General features: G+C 71.4%; 10 protein-coding genes. 2 read left to right on the top strand and 8 right to left on the bottom strand.

Features of this window, described 5'->3' with window-relative positions; translation table 11 throughout:
* Window positions 1–66: 66 nt before the first annotated feature.
* Window positions 67–2,187 (bottom strand): type IIA DNA topoisomerase subunit B, encoded by a 2,121-nt coding sequence (locus tag ACFU9P_RS29410; protein WP_384086566.1) that lies wholly within the window; start codon window positions 2,185–2,187, stop codon window positions 67–69.
* Window positions 2,188–2,644: 457 nt separating this feature from the next.
* Between ACFU9P_RS29410 and ACFU9P_RS29405 the strand changes: the two genes are divergently transcribed.
* Window positions 2,645–2,875, top strand: coding sequence for a hypothetical protein (locus ACFU9P_RS29405; RefSeq protein WP_046495432.1), 231 nt, complete (start codon window positions 2,645–2,647; stop codon window positions 2,873–2,875).
* A gap of 87 nt (window positions 2,876–2,962) precedes the next feature.
* Here the strand turns inward: ACFU9P_RS29405 and ACFU9P_RS29400 are convergent, their stop codons facing one another.
* The 7 genes from ACFU9P_RS29400 to ACFU9P_RS29370 form a co-directional block, all read right to left on the bottom strand.
* Window positions 2,963–3,811 carry a serine protease gene (locus tag ACFU9P_RS29400; protein WP_384086563.1) on the bottom strand — a complete coding sequence of 283 codons (849 nt, stop codon included), beginning with the start codon at window positions 3,809–3,811 and terminating at the stop codon, window positions 2,963–2,965.
* A gap of 207 nt (window positions 3,812–4,018) precedes the next feature.
* Window positions 4,019–5,569: an RNA polymerase sigma factor gene (locus ACFU9P_RS29395; protein ID WP_376379719.1), complete on the bottom strand. Its 1,551-nt coding sequence runs from the start codon at window positions 5,567–5,569 to the stop codon at window positions 4,019–4,021.
* A gap of 341 nt (window positions 5,570–5,910) precedes the next feature.
* A complete protein-coding gene (locus ACFU9P_RS29390) occupies window positions 5,911–6,852 on the bottom strand; it encodes a FadR/GntR family transcriptional regulator (RefSeq protein WP_376379722.1) in 942 nt (313 codons plus the stop codon).
* A gap of 109 nt (window positions 6,853–6,961) precedes the next feature.
* Window positions 6,962–8,896 (bottom strand): ATP-binding cassette domain-containing protein, encoded by a 1,935-nt coding sequence (locus ACFU9P_RS29385; protein WP_384086559.1) that lies wholly within the window; start codon window positions 8,894–8,896, stop codon window positions 6,962–6,964.
* 214 nt (window positions 8,897–9,110) lie between these two features.
* Window positions 9,111–9,875 carry an NUDIX domain-containing protein gene (locus ACFU9P_RS29380; RefSeq protein ID WP_376379727.1) on the bottom strand — a complete coding sequence of 255 codons (765 nt, stop codon included), beginning with the start codon at window positions 9,873–9,875 and terminating at the stop codon, window positions 9,111–9,113.
* Window positions 9,876–9,984: 109 nt separating this feature from the next.
* Window positions 9,985–12,012 carry a glycogen debranching N-terminal domain-containing protein gene (locus tag ACFU9P_RS29375; protein ID WP_384086555.1) on the bottom strand — a complete coding sequence of 676 codons (2,028 nt, stop codon included), beginning with the start codon at window positions 12,010–12,012 and terminating at the stop codon, window positions 9,985–9,987.
* A 115-nt stretch (window positions 12,013–12,127) separates the two neighbouring features.
* On the bottom strand, window positions 12,128–13,417 hold the full coding sequence (locus tag ACFU9P_RS29370) for a DUF4192 domain-containing protein (protein ID WP_384086552.1): 1,290 nt from the start codon (window positions 13,415–13,417) through the stop codon (window positions 12,128–12,130).
* A 110-nt stretch (window positions 13,418–13,527) separates the two neighbouring features.
* Between ACFU9P_RS29370 and ACFU9P_RS29365 the strand changes: the two genes are divergently transcribed.
* Entirely contained in the window at window positions 13,528–15,699 is a 2,172-nt protein-coding gene (locus ACFU9P_RS29365; RefSeq protein WP_384086549.1) for a RecQ family ATP-dependent DNA helicase, read from the top strand.
* The last annotated feature ends 122 nt before the right edge of the window (window positions 15,700–15,821 follow it).

Genomic DNA, 15,821 nt, shown 5'->3' with positions numbered 1-15,821 from the left:
CGGGTTGATCAGAGGTGGAGCCGTGGTCTCCACCCTGGGGTGGAGACCACGGCTCCGGACAGCGCGTCAGGCGTCGATGCGCGAGCGGTCCAGCGTCGCCGCCGAGCTGGTGATGAACTCCTTGCGGGGCGCCACCTCATTGCCCATCAGCAGATCGAAGATCTGCTCGGACGACTCCAGGTCCCCGATGTTGATCCGCCGCAGCGTGCGGTGGCGCGGGTCCATCGTGGTCTCCGCGAGCTGGTCGGCGTCCATCTCGCCGAGGCCCTTGTAGCGCTGGATGGAGTCCTTGAACCGGATGTTCTTGCGCTGGTACTCCAGCAGCGTCTGGCGCAGCTCGTTGTCCGAGTAGGTGTACACGTACTTGTCCTGGCCGCGCTTGGGCTGCACCAGCTCGATCCGGTGCAGCGGCGGTACGGCGGCGAAGACCCGGCCCGCCTCCACCATGGGCCGCATATAGCGCTGGAAGAGCGTGAGCAGCAGACAGCGGATATGGGCGCCGTCGACATCGGCGTCGACCAGCAGCACGATCTTGCCGTAACGGGCCGCGTCGATGTCGAACGTACGGCCGGAGCCCGCCCCTATGACCTGGATGATCGCCCCGCACTCGGCGTTCTTGAGCATGTCCGAGACCGATGACTTCTGGACATTGAGGATCTTGCCGCGGATCGGGAGCAGCGCCTGGAACTCGCTGTTCCTGGCGAGCTTGGCCGTACCGAGCGCGGAGTCCCCCTCCACGATGAACAGCTCGCTGCGGTCCACGTCGTCACTGCGGCAGTCGGCGAGCTTGGCCGGCAGCGAGGAGGTCTCCAGCGCGGTCTTCCTGCGCTGCGCCTCCTTGTGCTGACGGGCCGCGATCCTCGTACGGGCAGCCGCGACGGCCTTCTCCAGCACGGCCCTGGCCTGCGCCTTGGCATCGCGTTTCGTCGAGGTCAGGAACTCCTTCAGCTCCTTGGCGACGACATTGGAGACGATCCTGTTGGCCGCAGAGGTGCCGAGGACCTCCTTGGTCTGGCCCTCGAACTGCGGCTCGGCGAGCCGCACCGTGACCACGGCGGTGAGACCCTCCAGGGCGTCGTCCTTGACGATGTCGTCCTCGGCTACGCGCAGCATCTTGGCCGAGCGCAGCGCCTCGTTGACCGTCCGGGTCAGGGAGCGCTCGAAGCCGCTCACATGGGTGCCGCCCTTGGGCGTCGCGATGATGTTGACGAACGACCTGACCGTGGTCTCATACCCGGTGCCCCAGCGCAGGGCGATGTCGACGCCCAGCTCGCGGGTGACCTCGGTGGGGGTCATGTGCCCGCGGTCGTCCAGGACCGGCACGGTCTCCTTGAAGGTGCCCTGCCCGGTCAGCCTCAGTACGTCGCAGACGGCCTTGTCCTGCGCCAGATATTCGCAGAATTCGCTGATCCCGCCGTCGAAGCGGAAGATCTCCTCGGACGGGCCCCCGCCCTCGGCGCCCGCGCGCTCATCCCTGACGACGATGGTCAGTCCGGGCACCAGGAAGGCGGTCTGGCGGGCGCGCTGGTGGAGCGTCTCCAGGGAGAGCTTGGCGTCCTTGAGGAAGATCTGCCGGTCCGCCCAGTAGCGCACGCGCGTGCCGGTACGGGTACGGGGCACCCGCTTGCCCTTGATCAGCCCGTTCGCCGGATCGAAGGGGCTGTCCGGGCCCGGCTCGGTGAAGATGCCGGGGACCCCGCGCCGGAAGCTGATCGAGTGCGTGGCGCTGTTGCGGTCCACCTCGACATCGAGGCGGGCCGAGAGCGCGTTCACCACGGAGGCGCCCACGCCGTGCAGACCGCCGGAGGCCGCGTACGAGCCACCTCCGAACTTGCCGCCGGCGTGCAGCTTGGTCATCACGACCTCGATGCCGGACAGGCCGGTCTTGGGCTCGACATCGACCGGGATGCCCCGGCCGTTGTCCTTGACCTCGACCGAGCCGTCCTCATGGAGGATCACCTCGATGTGGTCGCAGTACCCCCCCAGGGCCTCGTCGACGGAGTTGTCGATGATCTCCCAGAGGCAGTGCATCAGGCCACGGCTGTCGGTCGAGCCGATATACATTCCGGGGCGCTTGCGGACCGCTTCGAGCCCCTCAAGGACGAGCAGGTGCCGCGCGGTGTAGTTGGAGCCGTCACGGTCTGCGGTCAGCAGCGCAGTGGACGGCACGGACGTCTCGGCGGTCACGCGGTTCGCTCCTCGCTGAATTTGAGATGTGGCCCCGTGGGGTAAAGGCCCGGCGTCTGTCACCGGTCAGAGGGTACAGAGGCCTGGTAGAGCCGTTGTCACGCCACCCTCGCGATTTCTCATGCTAGTCCAAGGTCGTATAGGTGTTCGATCCCTCGCCAGGGTGAAGCACACATCACGTTCCCTTCCAGGCATGAACCATTTAGGCTCCGGGCACGTCCTCATCAACAACCGGCAAGCCAGCCGGTGAGGGCGCTCCCCACTGACAAGCACTGTCAAGCGAAGCGAAACCCGTAGAGCGAAGCCCAGCCAGCAATACGGCTCATTCGCCGCCAACCACCAGCAGCCGGCCAGCACGGAAAGAAGTTTTCGAGGAAAAGCCGAGAGCGGGAACGTTTTCGGCCTGGTTGGATGTTGACCCTGGTACGACAGCTCGTCGAGCTAGAGAAGAGGCGACGTGACTACTGTTCTGACCCCCGCGAGCCCGCTGACCGCGGCTGACCGCTGCGACCGCTGCGGCGCGCAGGCCTATCTGCGCGTCGTCCTGATCAGCGGTGGTGAACTGCTCTTCTGCGCCCACCACGGACGTAAGTTCGAGCCGGAACTCAAGAAGATCGCCGCGGAAATACAGGATGAGACCGACCGGCTGACGGCTGTTCCGGCCGGCGGCGGTGAAGAGGAGCGCTGACACCTCGCATCCACGACGAGCCAGGGGCCGGCGCACACCGGCCGACGGGCGGCCATCCCGGTACTGCGGGATGGCCGCCCGTTCTCTTCAGCGCGGTACGGGCACTCCCACCGCGGCCGCGACCGACCTGTTCCCCGTGGTGATCCTGGTGTAGACACCGGGACTGTCCTGGCGCCCGCAGCCGCTGCCCCAGGAGACCAGCCCGATAAGCCGTCCCTGGGCCACCAGCGGCCCCCCGCTGTCCCCCTGGCACGCGTCATGCCCGCCCTGGGGATCGCCCGCACAGAGCATCGTGGCGGGGTCGTAGCGGCCCCCTGAGCCGCCCGGGTAGGCCTTCTCGCACTTCCCGTCCGGCAGCACCGTCACCGGCGCCGAGCGCAGCGTACTGGCGTAGTCCCCGTTCCCCGAAGTGTCGCCCCAGCCGTAGACGGCCGCGGCTGTACCGGGCGTCGCGGCGGAATCGCCCTGCTCCGCGGGCCGGATCGTGTACCGCCCCGGCAGCGACCGCTCCAGGGTCAGCACGGCCAGATCCGCCGCATTGGTCGCCGGGTCGTACCCCGGATCCACCTGTACGGACCGTACGGATACGACACGCCCGCCCCTGCCGCGCAGCCGGTCGCGCCCCGCGATGACACTCAGGTCGCGCACCCGTCCCGGAGGCCCTCCGAGCACATCCGGGCTCATACAGTGCGCGGCCGTCAGCACTTTCGTCGGAGCCACCACCACGCCTCCGCAGAACTGGCCCGCCCGCGTACCGCCGAAACGGTCACGGCTGGACACGGCCACGACCCAGGGGCTGTCGGCGGCCCGTACCGGCTCGCCCCCGATGACCACACTCTCGGCGGCCGCGGGCAGGGGTGAGACGAGCAGCGGCAGCGCCCCCGCCGCGATCACGGCCACTCCTCCCGTCAGCACGCGGGCAAGGGAACGGCGCATACGGGCTCCTGACTCTCCGGTGAAGATGTATCTACCCAGAGTCAGCCCCCGACGCGCCTCCCGCACCCCGCGCGCAGAGTGAAGGCCCGGATCCCTGGAGGCATCCGGGCCTTCGAACGTGCTTCAGTGCGCCCCTGAAAGTGACCCGATCGAGACCGGGCGGATCAGGTGCCGACCGAGTGGGTCGGGCTCCAGCAGGTCGAGGGTCTAGTCGAGATAGTCGCGCAGGACCTGCGAACGCGACGGGTGGCGCAGCTTCGACATGGTCTTGGACTCGATCTGCCGGATCCGCTCCCGCGTCACGCCGTAGACCTTGCCGATCTCGTCCAGCGTCTTGGGCTGGCCGTCCGTGAGGCCGAAGCGCATGGAGACCACGCCCGCCTCACGCTCGGAGAGGGTGTCGAGGACCGAGTGCAACTGCTCCTGGAGGAGCGTGAAGCTCACCGCGTCGGCCGGGACGACCGCCTCGGAGTCCTCGATCAGGTCTCCGAACTCGCTGTCGCCGTCCTCGCCCAGCGGGGTGTGCAGCGAGATCGGCTCACGGCCGTACTTCTGGACCTCGATGACCTTCTCGGGGGTCATGTCGAGCTCCTTGGCCAGCTCCTCCGGGGTGGGCTCGCGGCCCAGGTCCTGGAGCATCTGGCGCTGCACACGCGCGAGCTTGTTGATGACCTCGACCATGTGCACCGGGATACGGATGGTGCGTGCCTGGTCGGCCATGGCGCGGGTGATCGCCTGCCGGATCCACCAGGTGGCGTACGTGGAGAACTTGTAGCCCTTGGTGTAGTCGAACTTCTCGACCGCGCGGATCAGACCGAGATTGCCCTCCTGGATCAGGTCCAGGAAGAGCATGCCGCGGCCGGTGTACCGCTTGGCCAGCGAGACCACGAGCCGGAGGTTGGCCTCCAGCAGATGGTTCTTGGCGCGGCGGCCGTCCTCGGCGATGATCTCCAGCTCACGCTTGAGCTTGGGCGCGAGCTTGTCGGAGTTGGCCAGCTTGTCCTCGGCGAAGAGCCCGGCCTCGATGCGCTTGGCGAGTTCGACCTCCTGCTCGGCGTTGAGGAGCGGGACCTTGCCGATCTGCTTCAGATAGTCCTTGACCGGGTCGGCGGTGGCACCGGCGACGGCGACCTGCTGGGCCGGCGCGTCGTCCTCGTCGTCGTCGGAGAGGACGAAGCCCTTGTTCTCGCCCTCGGTCTCCTCCTCCTCGACCTTGCCGCCCTGGATCTCGTCGGTCGGCTCTTCGCCGTCCGGGGCCTCGTCGGCGTCCTTCTTGCCCGTGGCCTTCTTGGCGGTCGTCTTCTTCGCGGCGGTCTTCTTGACCGTCGCCTTCTTGGCCACGGTCTTCTTCGCGGCGGTCTTCTTCGCGGGTACGACGGCCTCGTCGGCCGCCGTGTCCACGCTCTCCACCACGGGAGCGGCGGTGGCTGCCGCGACGGTCTTCGCCGTGGCCGTCTTGGTCGCGACAGTCTTGGTGGCGGTGCGCTTGACCGGGCTCTTCGCTGCGACGCTCTTACGGGTGCGCTTGGGCGACTCCGCGGCACTGACCATCAGCGTCACACCCTCTTCCTCGAGGATCTGGTTGAGGCTGCGCAGAACATTCTTCCACTGGGTTGGCGGAATCTGGTCGGCCTCGAAGGCCCGACGCACGTCATCGCCGGCGATCTGCCCATCAGCCTTTCCCCGCTCGATGAGCGCCATCACAGACTCGGACTCGGCGATCTCCGGCGGGAGCGTACGGGATGTGCTGGCCGACACGAACAACCTCTCGGAACGATGGAAACGGCTTCCGGCCCCGCCCAGGATCGGGCCGGAGCCGACGACCGTCGGCTGGGGATGTGCCGACGGCGCGGGCTAGGACCTCAGAGGGTGAATACAGCGCCACGCACGGCGGTCGTATTCCCTCCTCGGCTGTCACCTCTTAGGTCATCGCCCTGCCTCAAGGAGTGTTACGCCCATTCCACGTGGCCCGAGTCACACCCCATTTGCGACAAAGCGCACAGAAGCGGGATCTAAGGCCCCACAATCGCATCGCCGGACCCCCCGGGTCCGGCGACACACGATGCGTACATCCCCGTACGTCCTGGTCCTGGCGGCGGTCAGTGCTCGCGCGGCGCGGGCACGACGCGCTCCACTTCCGGCTGGACCGTGAGCAGTTGGCGCATGGCCGATTCCGCGGCGTGCGCGTCGCCGGAGGCGAGGGCGTCGGTGATCCGGGCATGGTGGGCGAGCGAGGCCTCGGTGGGGCGGTCGCATCCGGTGACCGGGCCGCCGGAGACCTGGAGGGCGGCGGAGACGATGCCGGAGAGGTGCTCCAGCATGCGGTTGCCGGCGAGCTGGATCAGCAGGGAGTGATATTCGGCGTCCGCGCGGGCGAAGGTGATCGAGTCGCCCTGGGCGAGGGAGTGGCCCATGATCTCGACCATCTCGGCGAGCCGCTGCTGCACCTCCGCCCGGCCGTGGCCGGCGGCAAGCCGCGCGGCGAGGGGCTCGATCGTCCAGCGCAGCTCGCTCAGCTCACGGCGCTGGTCGTCGCGCTGCGGTCCGAAAGCGCGCCACTCGATGATGTCGGGGTCCAGCAGATTCCAGTCGCTCACCGGGCGGACGCGCGTACCCACATTGGGCCGGGCGCTCACGAGGCCCTTGGCCTCAAGAACGCGCAGCGACTCCCGCACCACCGTGCGGGAGACCTCGAAGCGCTGGCCGATCTCCTCCGGTACGAGCGGCCGGTCGGCGCCCAGGTCTCCGGAGACGATCATCTGGCCGAGCTGCTGGACGAGTTGGCCGTGCAGTCCGCGGCCGCGGCTGCTCGTCGTACGCCGTCCCACCCGGCCCAGATCGGTGTCGGCGCCCTCCCAGACGGGGGCAGCCGCGCGGTCGGCGCCTGGCGCCTCCGCGAAGGGGTAGCGGTCGAGTTCACCCGGGTCGGCGAGGCCCGGCTCGACGGAACGGGCGGCGGTCATCATGGTGTGCGCAAGGGTACTCACGCATCCTTTGTCGGCGTTGCTTCCATGAGCCTTGAGGTCTTTGGTGAAAAGCACACGAAAGGGTGATCGGCGCCCGCCCCTCGATTGACGCCTTATCGGAAAGAAGCGGGCTTTCTCAGGGGAGTTGTGAGCAGGAAGGCACGCTCCGGTCTCTCCGCGGTCATCAACGGGCCCTGCGGCGAAGGCCGGTGAGCACATACGCGCAGAGTAGGACCGACACCGACAGGACCAGCGCGGCGGCGACCGGCTGGGCGACAAGCCCCGCCACGGCCGTCAGCCAGTGGTCGGCACGGGTGGGCCACTGGAGCCACGCCAGTTCACGGAGCCTGGCCGGGAGTCCGGCCGTCGAACGCGCGGACGGGCCCGCGAACGCCGTCTGCAACACCGGTACGACCAGGGTCGGTACGGCGACGACGGCGGCCACTCCGGCGACGGTGACCCGGAAGACCCCGGCCCCCAACAGCCCGGCCCAGGCGCAGCCGACGGCCAGCCAGGCCCAGCGGGCCCCCAGCGCGGGCCAGTTGTCCGGTACGGGCGCGGCGGCATGGCCGTACGCGAGGCGCAGCGCGGCGCCGTCGACCGCCACCACCAGGAGGGCGAGGAGCAGGGCCGAGGCCGCGGTCACCGCGAGCTTGGCGAGGAGCAGGGCGAGACGGCGGGGGACGGTGCCCCGGGCGCCGGCGAGCGCGGGATAACGGAATTCATCGCCGAAGGAGAACGCCCCGAGCAGTCCCGCGCCGAGCACGGCGGGCGGCAGCGGCAGGATCGCGGGCCAGGCCACCAGCAGTCTGTGCGGCGGAGTCCCGCCGGTGCGGGCGAGGAACAGGGCGAGCAGAACGGATACGAGGACGACCGCGGCCACGATCAGGAGGGTCGTACGGATCCCGAACATGCGGTGGAGTTCGTAGCGCACCGGTCTGAGCGGACTGCGGACCGGACGCGGCGACAGCGGCGGCACCGGGCGCGGCAGCGGACCGCGGCCGTCGAATGTGGGTCCGGGCGTGGATCTGGGGGCGGTCCCGGGGCTGGTGACCGGGTTGGTCCGGGGGGCGGCCCGTCGCTCGGCGGGCGGGGCGATCACGGCCCGGGTCGGTGCCGTGTCCGCCTCGGAGGCCGGAGCGGGAACGGTGCCGCTGCCCTGCCCCCCCGCGGGCAGCGAGACGGGGCGGGGAAGCGGAATGGGCGCGAGGGCGGCGGTGAGGGCGGGGTGGTGAACGGGCTCCGGCCCTGTGTCCCCGAACTCGTCGGCGAGCTGATGGACGAGGACACCGTGGCGGAAGGCGGTCTCGCCGATCTCGGGGCAGCTGCTGCCGTAGACGGTGAGCCGGCTGCCCGCCTCGGCGACCACTTCGACCGAGCGCCGCTCGGCGCGGGCCTCGCGGCTCAGTGCGTCGGCGAGGCGCGCGGCGTGCGGTGTCCTGACCGCGACGCGCGGACGCAGTCTGGTACGCGCGAACTCGGCCCCGTCCTGGTCCGCGACCAGGCGGCCGTCGTCGATGGTGACGACGTGATCGGCGGTACGGGCGGCCTCCTTGGGGTCGCTGGTCGTGTAGAGAACGGTGCCGCCCCGGGCGGCATGGGCGCGGAGCAGTCCGAACAGCCAGGTGCTCTCGCGCAGCGAGAGACCCGCGGACGGCGCGTCGAGCAGCAGCGCGTGCGGGTCGCCCAACAGCGCGGTGGCGAGCCCGAGTCTGCGGTCCATGCCGCGCGAGAGCGTGCCGAGCCGTTCGTCGCGCAGTCCGTCGAGGCCCACGGCACCGAGGAGTTCGTCGGCGCGCGACGCGGGGACGCCCGCCGCGGCGCCGAGCATTCTGAGCTGGCCTCTGACGGTCCGCCCGGGATGGCCGGGCACATCGCCCAGGAGCACCCCGACCTCGCGCGCCGGGCGGGCGACGCGATGGAGCGGCAGGCCGCGGAAGTAGGTGATCCCACGGCCGGGTTGGAGTTCGAGCATCAGCCTGAGGGCGGTGGTCTTGCCCGCGCCGGAGGCACCGAGCAGCGCGGTGACGGAGCCGGACCGGGCCTCGAAGGTCAGATCGTCCACGGCGGAGGTGAGGTCTCGACGGGGGGTGCTGGTCAGTCCGATGGCCTGGAGCATCGCTTCTCTCGCGGGGAGGTGAGACCGCTCGGCGGCAGGGGCGGGTACCGCAGCAAGATAACGCGACATGTCCGACTTGTGGCGCAGGGAACACGCTCAGGTGTCCCGGTGTCCGGGCGAGGCGCCCACACATCCGGTCCACCGGACCCGGGATTGACGGGTCGTCAGGCCGATGTCCTGGCTGCTGCGCTGTCCGTACCGGCCGTACCGCGGGTCAGACCTCGGGGCGCAGCATCGGCGGGTTGAGTACGGTCGCCCCGCCGGCCCGGAAGAGCTGGGCCGGCCTGCCGCCCTGCCGGGTCGTGGTGCCCCCGGACGGGACCAGGAACCCCGGGGTGCCCGTCACCTTGCGGTGGAAGTTACGGGGGTCCAGCGCCACGCCCCACACCGCCTCGTACACCCTGCGCAGCTCGCCGACGGTGAACTCGGGCGGGCAGAACGCGGTGGCGAGCGAGGAGTACTCGATCTTGGAGCGGGCCCGCTCCACCCCGTCCGCGAGGATCCGAGCATGGTCGAAGGCGAGCTGGGCGGGCTGCTCGTCCTCGCGGGCGAAACCACCCTCCTGGTTGAGCAGCGCCTCGACCGGCGCCCAGCGCGCGCTGTTGGCGTCGCCGCCCGCCCGGGGCGCGGGAAGGTCGGGCGAGAGCGCGAGATGCGCCACGCTGACCACCCGCATCCGGGGATCCCTCCCGGGCTCGCCGTAGGTCGCGAGCTGTTCGAGATGGGCTCCGTTGCCGGGTTCCGGGGAGAGCGGATCGTGCGCGCAGAGCCCGGTCTCCTCGGAGAGTTCCCGTGCCGCCGCCTCGCCGAGATCCTCGTCGACCCTGACAAAACCGCCGGGCAGCGCCCACCGCCCCTGGAACGGCGGCTCTCCGCGCCGTACAACCAGCGCGCAGAGCGCGTGGCGCCGGACGGTGAGCACGACCAGGTCGACGGTGACAGCGAAAGCCGGGAAAGCCGACGGGTCGTAGGGCGACATGCGATGATCATAGTCGTCTGCTTGACGATAAACACTCCTTGTGTCATTAACCCGCGGTCACTTCTTCGCCGTCCCTCCGATCTTCATGTCCATGGCCCGCCGGGCTGGCTCACACCCCGAGCTGAAGCCCGTCGGCCGCCTCCTCGACCATGCCGAGCCCGAGCCGGCTGACCCGTACGGAGAAGGGCTCCCCCGCGACCCGTAACCCGCTGACCTGGACCGCTCCGAGCGGGGCCGAGCGCATCGGGTGCAGCGCGACCGTGCCACCGGGAGCGTCGGGACGGATACCGACGAGCGCGGTGAGCACATGGATCCCCGCCGCCGCGGCCACCGCGGCGGGCCGGCACGCGGCCGGGTGCGGTACGGGCGCGCCCCCGGCGGTCCGCTGCTCCCCCGCGTACATCTCCGGCAGCCGGTGGCCGAAAGCCTCCGCCGCGTCCAGCAGCCCGCGGAGCAGCGAGACGGCTTCCTTCTCGTACCCGGCCGCCGCCAGACCTGCGACCGCCACGGCCGTCTCATGCACCCGCACCGCCCCGGCGCGGTGGCCGAACGGATTGTGTCCCGGTTCCTTGGCCGCGAGTCCGCGCAGCCCCCAGCCGGTGTCGAGCGCGGGGCTGCCGAGCACCCGGGCCACCTGCTCGGTCCTGGCACCGTCCAGGAGCCCCGGGGCCGCTCTCCCCTCGCCGAGCAGCCCGGTGTCAAGGAGGTGCGCGGAGCTGCCGCTCGGATACGGAAGGAGCCGTCCGTCGGAGAGACGCGCCGCGGCCGGCCGGCCCCCCGCGCGGTCGTCGATCCAGAACGTCTCGGCGAACCGCCGCCGCAGCGCCCCCGCCCACTCCCGCCATCCATCGGCCCCCGCCCGGCCGCAGGCGTCCAGCAGATCCGCCCCGAGCAGGGCCGCCCGGTGTGCGTGGGCCTGAGTCTCGACGCGCTGGGGCCCGGTGGGGCCCGGCTCCCCCAGCAGCTCGCCGTCGCCCGAGGCGGCGCGCAGCCACTGGAGACAGCGCTCCGCGGCCGGAAGCAGCTCGGCCAGCTCCTTTTCGGGAAGCCCCCAGCGGCGTGCCTCAGCAAGGACGACGGGAAAGGCCAGTGTCGCCTCGACGCCGGTGCAGCTCGGCGGCAGATGAGGACCGGCGTCGCGCAGCGGCCCGGGGAGCCGCCCGAAGTCCCGTCCCTTCTCCCTGAACTGTGTGCGGGCGAGCGTGCGGAGCGTGGCCGCCGCCAGCCGGGTGCCGAGCGGGAGCGCCATCCGTACGGCCCACAGCGCTTCCGCGGCGGGCGGTCCGCAGCGCCAGGGCACGCCCGCCGCGGGGTGGAGTTCCCCGGGGCCGCCGGGACCGCGGAGCAGCAGCCCCCGCAGATCGCCGAGGCTCGCGGCGAACAGCGGCCGCACCCGGGGGTCGTCCGCCTCGGCCGCCGCCAGGGGCAGGGGATCGCTCCCCGTCCGGCCCGTGGGCCGCACCGGCCGGTCGGAGCGGATCCGCAGTTCGATGGTGTGGGCGGCGCCGGGCCCCAGCTCCACTTCCCAGCGCAGCAGTCCCGCCGAGGCCAGCGAGTCCTGCGGCGCCGGGGACGCGGTGACGACGGCATACCGTCCGTCCGGCGCTGACCAGCGCAGGCCCGCCGCGTGGACACCTGCGGGCAGTTCTGGGCCCGCCCGGCCGGCTCCGATCGCGGCCAGCTCCGCGAGGTCGGTGCCGAAGGAGATCTCCACCGAAATCCTGCGCGGCCTCCGGGCGGAGCTGTGCAGGGTGATCCGTTCGGTGCCGTCGGCGTCCCGCAGCCGTTCGACACTGATCTCCGGATCGGGCCCGGCGTCCTCGGGGGTACGGACCACCGCCCGGAACCGCGCCCGGTCGGCGGCGACGAGCCTGCCCTGGAGCGGGACCGGGTCCCGTCCCGCGATCCGCAGCCGACACCGGGAGAGCAGGCGCCGGCCCGACTGGTAGAAGCCCTCGATCCCCTCGCCGGTGAGCTGTCCGTGCTCGGCCGAGATTGCGAGGCAGGGCAGCGCGACGCACAGCAGGGCGTGGTGCACGGCGGGCGGCTCTGCGGGCGGCACGGCCCGCCTCCGCCCGGCCCCGGCGGGGGTGGTACGCGGCGGCTCGCTGTTCGGGGAGGGGGCGGTGAGGGCCATGGGTGGTCAGTTCTGCCTTCTGTGCGCTCCGGAGGGCGGCCGTCGCCGCGGCGGTGCGGCTCGTACGACTTCGCCACAGAGGTGAACGCCCGCCCGGCCGACCGGGTCACGGCCGTCATCGCCCGCGCCTTGTCCCGCGCCTGCCGTCACGCCGACCGGCCCGGCCCCGTGCCCCCATCCCGTCGGGGCGCCGTGCGGCCTGGAGTGTCCTGCGCCGCTCGGGCGGACGCGCGGACCGGGACGCGGGCCGTCCGGCAGCGCCGCGTGTGCCCGGCAGGGCTCGTGCGACACGCTGCTCGCGCAGACAGCGGCGCAGTGCCTCGGGGTCGAGCCCTTCGTTGCAGGCCTGGTGGAGCAACTGGGCGAAGACATACTGCGGGTCGAGGCGCAGGGCGAGCCCGAGCGCTACCCGGGCGCTGGGTTCGTCGCCGGTGGACCACGCGACCCAGCCGGCCAGGGTCAACGGTGCGGTGGCGAATTCGCTGTAGGGGCCGATGCAGCGCCGGGAGAGGGCGCGCCAGAGCCGCAGCGCGGGCTCGGCCTGCGGGCCTTCCATCCACTCGGCGGCCCGGTCCCGTGTCGTGCGGTCCTGGAGTCCGAGAATGACGGCGGCCGCCTCCTGGTGGCTGATGAGCCGGTCGTCCTCGGCGTCCATGGCCGCCCGTCCCGCCCGTGGTGCCTCCGCGAGCCGCTTCATCAGCTCGCGCGCGGTACGCAAGGTCTCAGCGCCGACCTTCTCCTGGCTCCGTTCGACCAGGATCCTGGGCACGAGAGCCGCGCTCGCCTCGTCGAGCGCGCGCTCCTGCTCCTCGGCAGCCGGTGTCCCCCAGGAGGTCAGGCGGGCTTCCATCTCCCTGAGCGAGCCGCGGACATGGACCCCGGCGTACGTGGCGGCCGCGGCCATCACCGACGTGCCGGGCAGGGCCAGTCCGGTGCCCTCGGGCGGACAGCAGCGGACGTCGGGGCAGCAATAGGACCAGAAACGGCCGTCGGAGACACAGAGCACTTCGTACACGGGCACATCGAGGCTCCCGCAAGCGGTGCGCAGCCGCTGCGCGAGGGGGCGGAGCCGCTCCATCACCTGCCGGCCCGTCTCCCCATCCGTCGGGTCCTGGCAGAGAAAGGCGACGACCCCGTCCGGCCGGGCGCCCCGCCGCGCGCTTCCCTCGATCAGACAGTCGGCGAGCTGCTCGGCCACCGGCGGCCACTCCTTCGGTGAGCGCGGGATGCCCAGCCTGAGCCGCCCGCCGAAACTTCCGTGCTCGCCGTGGAGCGCGACCATGACGACGGAATCGGTGGGGTGGAAGCCGAACAAGTACGGCAGTGCGTCGGCGAGTTCGGCGGCGCTGCGCAGGGTCATCTGCGGCCGACCGGTGGACGTGGTCGGTTCGTGGTGATTGTTCATGGCACGACCGTCCCGTGCCGGGCCGGATCCCGCGACCCCTGTGGATAACTTTGTCCACAGGCCGGCGGCCGTGTTCGCGCTCTGTCCGAGCCATCGGGTTGCATGGGGGCATGACCAACGCAGACCGCACGGCTCTCCGGGCCTCCGCCGATTCCGTACTCGCCCGACTCGTCGGTGACGCCACCGGCGCCGCCACGCTGCGCGAGGACCAGTGGCGGGCCATCGAGGCGCTTGTCGCCGACAAGCGCAGAGCGCTGGTCGTCCAGCGGACGGGGTGGGGCAAGTCCGCGGTGTATTTCGTGGCGACCTCGCTGCTGCGGGAGCGCGGCGCGGGCCCGACCGTGATCGTCTCGCCGCTGCTCGCGCTGATGCGCAATCAGGTGGAGGCCGCCGCCCGCGCCGGGATCCGCGCGCGGACGATCAATTCGTCGAATGTGGAGGAGTGGGACACGGTCCAGGACGAGGTGGCGGCGGGCGAGGTCGATGTCCTGCTGGTCAGCCCGGAGCGGCTGAACAATCCGGACTTCCGGGACCAGGTCCTGCCCCGGCTCGCCGCGGCCACCGGGCTGCTGGTGGTGGACGAGGCGCACTGCATCTCCGACTGGGGCCATGACTTCCGCCCCGACTACCGGCGGCTGCGCACGATGCTCGCGGAGCTGCCGTCCGGGGTTCCGGTCCTCGCCACCACGGCCACGGCGAATTCCCGGGTGACCGCCGATGTCGCCGAGCAGTTGGGCACGGGGGCGGGTACGGACGCGCTGGTGCTGCGCGGTCCGCTGGACCGGGAGAGTCTCAGTCTGCATGTGCTCCGGCTGCCGGACGCGGCGCACCGGCTGGCGTGGCTGGCCGACCATCTCGGCGAGCTGCCCGGCTCCGGGATCATCTATACGCTGACGGTCGCCGCGGCCGAGGAGGTCACCGCGTATCTGCGGCAGTGCGGGCACACGGTCGCCTCGTACACAGGGCGCACGGAGAACGCGGACCGGCAGCAGGCCGAGGACGATCTGCTGGCGAACAGGGTGAAGGCACTGGTCGCCACCTCCGCGCTGGGCATGGGCTTCGACAAGCCGGATCTGGGATTCGTGGTGCATCTCGGCTCGCCTTCCTCCCCCATCGCCTACTACCAGCAGGTGGGCCGAGCGGGCCGTGGGGTGGAGCACGCCGAGGTGCTGCTGCTGCCCGGCAAGGAGGACGAGGCGATCTGGCAGTACTTCGCGTCGGTGGCCTTCCCGCCCGAGGAGCTGGTCCGGCACACGCTCGATGTCCTGGGCCAGGCCGGGCGGCCGCTGTCGCTGCCCGCGCTGGAGCCCCTGGTCGAGCTGCGGCGTACGCGTCTGGAGACGATGCTCAAGGTCCTCGATGTGGACGGCGCGGTGCACCGGGTGAAGGGCGGCTGGACCTCGACGGGCCGCCCATGGGTGTACGACACCGAGCGGTACGCCTGGGTGTCGCGGCAGCGGGAGGCCGAACAGCAGGCGATGCGGGACTACGCGTCGGCGGCCGGCTGCCGGATGGAGTTCCTGCGGCGGCAGTTGGACGACGAGGAGGCCGCCCCGTGCGGGCGCTGCGACAACTGCGCCGGGGTGCGCTTCGAGGACAAAGTGACCGCCGCCGCCCTCGACGCCGCGCGCGGTGAGCTGGGCAGGCCGGGTGTGGAGGTGGAGCCGCGCAGGATGTGGCCGACCGGGCTGCCGGCGGTCGGTGTGGCGCTGAAGGGGCGTATTCCGCCGGGCGAACAGTCCTTCGCGGGGCGGGCGTTGGGGCGGCTGTCCGACATCGGCTGGGGCAACAGACTGCGGCCGATGCTTGCCTCGCATGCCCCGGACGGTCCGGTGCCCGACGATGTGGTGACCGCTGTGGTGAGTGTGCTCGCCGACTGGGCCAAGGGGCCGGGCGGTTGGGCCTCCGGCGCCGCCGACGCGCCGCCCCGGCCGGTCGGGGTCGTCACCGTGGCCTCGCACGGCAGGCCCCGGCTCATCGGTTCGCTCGGCAGTCGAATCGCACAGGCAGGCAGGATGCCGCTGCTGGGTACCGTCGAGTATGCGCCGGAGGCGGCCGACACCCGTATCTCCCGTACCAACAGCGCGCAGCGGGTGCGCGCGCTGCACGAGGCGCTGACCGTACCCGCCGAACTGGCCGGGGCGCTGGCGTCGGCGGGCGGGCCCGTTCTGCTGGTCGACGACCTCTCCGACAGCGGCTGGACTCTCGCGGTGGCCGCCCGGCTGCTGCGGAAAGCCGGAGCAGAGGGGGTGTTTCCGCTGGTCCTCGCCGTTCAGGCCTGATGTCTTCGCCGTTCAGGCCTGATACGGGACATCGACCGCGCAGCTCTGGCCAGGGATATGACCGCCATACCCGCCCATTCCCGTCAACGGCGCCAATTGCTCGTTGCCGCGCGCCCCCGTGC

Origin of the sequence: Streptomyces sp. NPDC057617, assembly GCF_042800555.1 — a bacterium.
Lineage (GTDB): Bacteria > Actinomycetota > Actinomycetes > Streptomycetales > Streptomycetaceae > Streptomyces.
This window is presented reverse-complemented; position numbering and strand designations above follow the sequence as displayed.